The organism is Bacillus sp. AP50, from assembly GCF_040492675.1.
Classification (GTDB): Bacteria; Bacillota; Bacilli; order Bacillales; family Bacillaceae_G; genus Bacillus_A; species Bacillus_A cereus.
The window spans coordinates 1-3,668 of sequence record NZ_JBEUTW010000696.1 but is presented as its reverse complement, the minus strand read 5'-3'; the positions used below and the strand labels follow the sequence as shown (position 1 = coordinate 3,668).

The window sequence follows — 3,668 nt, the reverse complement described above, 5'->3', positions numbered from 1 at the left end:
GTTTTAGCTTATTAGAAATAGCTCAAGAAGGTAAAAGTACTTTTCATTCGAAATATAAAGAGTTCTTACGAGAAACAGGAAAGGCTCCAGTAGAGGAGCTTATGAAAAAACATTTTGAAATAGATATAAGAAATTATGAATTTTGGAATAAAGCTTTTATTCAAATTTCTAAAGACATTGATGAATATTTGCAGCTTATGTAAGGGGAGAGTACAGTGGATCAGCAGTTTATAAAAGGTATACCTTTTTCAACTTTAGAATATGCAAAAGCTATAAGTTTATTAAAAGGTTGGCTACATGAACAACAAGAGAAACCAAGGTTTGTAGTAACTGCAAATCCTGAAATTGTTATGTCTGCAAAGGAAAATACGGAAAAATCAAAGGAATTTAAAAAGATGTTACTATCTGCGGATTTAATAACAGCGGATGGGATTGGTGTCATAATTGGCTCGAAAATATTAAAAGGAAGTTTGAAAGAACGTGTTACTGGGGCGGATTTAACTCACGATTTAATAAAATATTGTAACGACAATGAATATCGTGTCTTTCTTTTTGGAGCTGCGCCAGAAAGTAATAAAAAGGCATTAGAAAAATTAAATGAGCAGTTCCCAGGAGCACAATTTAAAGGACAGCATGGATTTGTAAATGGTGAAGAAATAGAGGAAATAAAAATGAAAATTAAGCAGTTCAAGCCGCATTTACTACTCGTAGGACTAGGTTCACCAAAACAAGAAGAGTTCATCTATGAAAACATACAAACATTAAACGTTCCGCTATCTATTGGTATCGGAGGCATGATTGATATAATATCTGGTACTGTAAAAAGAGCACCAAAAATAATGAGGGATACTGGAACTGAATGGCTGTATAGGTTACTCTCACAGCCGAAAAGATTAAAGAGACAACTTGTACTTCCGAAATTTTTATTATCGGTTATGTTAGAGAGAGTGAAAGGAATGCCAAGTTAAGAAAGGACAAGTAAGATGATAGAGCCGTTATCTAATGAAAAAGCTACAATGATTTTTCAAGAGTTGAAAGTAGAATGTGAAACTTTATTTGAATTTAAAATTCGAAATGCAATACCTATTCATCGTGGTTGGCTAAATTTGAAGTGGAAACTCGAAACGGATGCAGGGGATTTTGTATTAAAGCAATATAATCAAGAACGGTACAAAATGTATAACTCAGACCTTTTAATACAAGCATTACAACAACAGCAAAGATTACATAATAATGGTGTAAGTTGTCCAAAAGTATTAATTTATAAAAATAATGTAATGCATATATCAAAAAGTGATGAAAGATTTATAGTATTAGAACATAAGGAAGGTAGCTTAGTTTCACCAGGAAAAGTGAATCAAAAGGAAATTCACTCTCTTGGTCAGACGATAGGCTATATGCATAACTTGTTAAATGATGGCTCTTTAATAAAAGGAGAAAATCCTAAATTTGTTCCACCTACTAAAGAGGCGAGATTGAAACATTGGGAAGATAAAAGGAGAGAAGTAGAGAAACTAGGAAAAGAGCACATTCTCCCTTATATAAAATTACAACAAGAAGCAACACAATTGGTAAATACAGAACAATTTCATAATAGCCAAAGGGGATGGGTGCACCGTGATTTATGGGTAGATAATTTCTTGTTTCTTAATGATAAAGTATCAGCGATTCTTGATTTTGATCGCATGGATTACGATTATGTAGAGTTAGATATTGGCCGTGTAGTTATATCGTGCGCATTAAGTGACGGAGTATTAAATAAGAGTCTTGTTGCATCATTTTTAGAAGGGTACCGCAATGAAGTAGACTTTCCAGTAGGGAATATTGTTCGGGCAATTCAAATGCTTTGGTACATGGAGAGTACTTGGTGGATCCATGCCAATATGGATCAGCATAGTGTACCACCTTCACGCTTTGCAGATGAAATGAATTGGATAGCTGAAAATTATGGTGTATTACATAATATATTGGCTGACTTATAAATAAAGAGGAGACTACATACATGAACAGAATCGGCATTATTGGAGCAATGCAAATTGAAATAGATTTACTTTTAGAAAAACTAGTTATACAAGAGGAACAGACAATAGCGGGAATGCCTTTTTATATTGGAGAATTCATGGGAACAGAAGTAATTATTACACGTTCTGGTGTAGGGAAAGTAAATGCAGCTGCATGCGCGCAAACATTAATTCATAAATTTGATGTAGACTCTATCATTAATACGGGCGTTGCTGGTGGATTACATTCAGATGTAAAAGTCGGCGATATAGTTATTTCAACGAATGTTACTCATCATGATGTAAGTAAAGCTCAAATGAAAAACTTATTTCCGCTCCAAGAAGAATTTATTGCAAGTAAGGAATTGGTAGAGTTAGCACGTAAAGCTTGTATTAGTAGTAGTTTACAGATTGCAGTTCATGAAGGAAGAATTGTCAGCGGTGAATGTTTTGTTGAAGATTCAAAGTTAAAGGCGAAATTAATAGACGAATACGCACCTCATTGTACAGAAATGGAAGGGGCAGCAATTGGACATGTTGCCTATATAAATGATATACCGTTTCTCATTATAAGATGTATTTCTGACAGCGCAAATGATGAAGCTCAAATTTCTTATGATGACTTCGCGAAAACTGCTGCGAATTATTGCTCAGAAATTATTATTGAGATGCTTAAAAATATATCTGGTAAAACCATAGTCCAAAAGGAGAGATAGGAATGTTACAAGCATTAATTTTTGATATGGATGGTACGTTATTTCAAACAGATAAAATTTTAGAATTATCATTAGATGATACTTTTGATCACTTAAGATCATTACAATTATGGGATACAGTAACACCAATTGATAAATATAGAGAAATTATGGGTGTGCCGTTACCGAAAGTTTGGGAAGCTTTATTACCGGACCATTCTATTGAAATAAGAGAACAAACAGATGCATATTTTTTAGATAGACTTATTGAAAACATAAAAAGCGGAAAAGGCGCTTTATATCCAAATGTAAAAGAAATATTTACATATATAAAAGAAAATAATTGTTCCATTTACATTGCTAGTAATGGTTTGAAAGAATATTTACGAGCAATCGTAACTTATTATGCTTTAGACAAGTGGGTGATTGAAACGTTTAGTATTGAACAAATACAATCGCTAAATAAAGGTGACTTAGTTAAAAGTATTATGAACAAATATGATATAAAAGAGGCAGCGGTAGTTGGTGACCGGCTATCTGATATAAATGCAGCGAAAGACAACGGTTTACTTGCAATTGGGTGTAATTTTGATTTTGCGCAAGAAGATGAACTTGCTCAGGCTGATGTAGTAATAGATGATTTAATGGAGTTGAAGGGGATATTACCTGCTGTACAGAGGTAAATAAAGTGTGTGCGTTTTTTGCCAAGTCCTATATGTCTTAGTTTATGGAGGGAATATGATTAAAAATAATTTTAAAATTAGTAATATTCCTGCGGTTTTATGGGGAGATAAGAGTGATAAAATTTTTATTGCAGTACATGGAAATATGTCAAATAAGGAAGATACAATTATTCAAATATTAGCTGAAGAAGCCAAACAAAAAGGTTATCAAGTATTAAGCTTTGATTTACCTGAGCATGGAGAAAGAAAAGATGATAATACGCCTTGCAAAGTACAGATTTGTGTTAGTG

Annotated in this window: 4 protein-coding genes and 2 pseudogenes; all 6 read left to right on the top strand. The window is 33.2% G+C overall.

The window, feature by feature from the left end; all coding sequences use genetic code 11:
• A pseudogene (locus ABWK52_RS28535) lies at positions 1-203 on the top strand (M3 family metallopeptidase); the annotation flags it as partial.
• Positions 204-215: 12 nt separating this feature from the next.
• Positions 216-968 carry a WecB/TagA/CpsF family glycosyltransferase gene (locus tag ABWK52_RS28530; RefSeq protein ID WP_000372652.1) on the top strand — a complete coding sequence of 251 codons (753 nt, stop codon included), beginning with the start codon at positions 216-218 and terminating at the stop codon, positions 966-968.
• A gap of 15 nt (positions 969-983) precedes the next feature.
• Positions 984-1,982: a phosphotransferase gene (locus ABWK52_RS28525; RefSeq protein ID WP_000572381.1), complete on the top strand. Its 999-nt coding sequence runs from the start codon at positions 984-986 to the stop codon at positions 1,980-1,982.
• A gap of 20 nt (positions 1,983-2,002) precedes the next feature.
• Positions 2,003-2,716, top strand: a complete 714-nt coding sequence (locus tag ABWK52_RS28520; RefSeq protein WP_098541938.1) for a 5'-methylthioadenosine/adenosylhomocysteine nucleosidase — start codon at positions 2,003-2,005, stop codon at positions 2,714-2,716.
• A gap of 2 nt (positions 2,717-2,718) precedes the next feature.
• Positions 2,719-3,378: an HAD hydrolase-like protein gene (locus ABWK52_RS28515; RefSeq protein WP_000938413.1), complete on the top strand. Its 660-nt coding sequence runs from the start codon at positions 2,719-2,721 to the stop codon at positions 3,376-3,378.
• A gap of 55 nt (positions 3,379-3,433) precedes the next feature.
• Positions 3,434-3,668 (top strand): annotated as a pseudogene (locus ABWK52_RS28510) (alpha/beta hydrolase); the annotation flags it as partial.

Excerpts from the sequence above, each read along its gene's own strand:
- ABWK52_RS28525 (WP_000572381.1), top strand. The coding sequence starts at position 984 with ATGATAGAGCCGTTATCTAATGAAAAAGCTACAATGATTTTTCAAGAG.
- ABWK52_RS28520 (WP_098541938.1), top strand. The coding sequence starts at position 2,003 with ATGAACAGAATCGGCATTATTGGAGCAATGCAAATTGAAATAGATTTA.
- ABWK52_RS28515 (WP_000938413.1), top strand. The coding sequence starts at position 2,719 with ATGTTACAAGCATTAATTTTTGATATGGATGGTACGTTATTTCAAACA.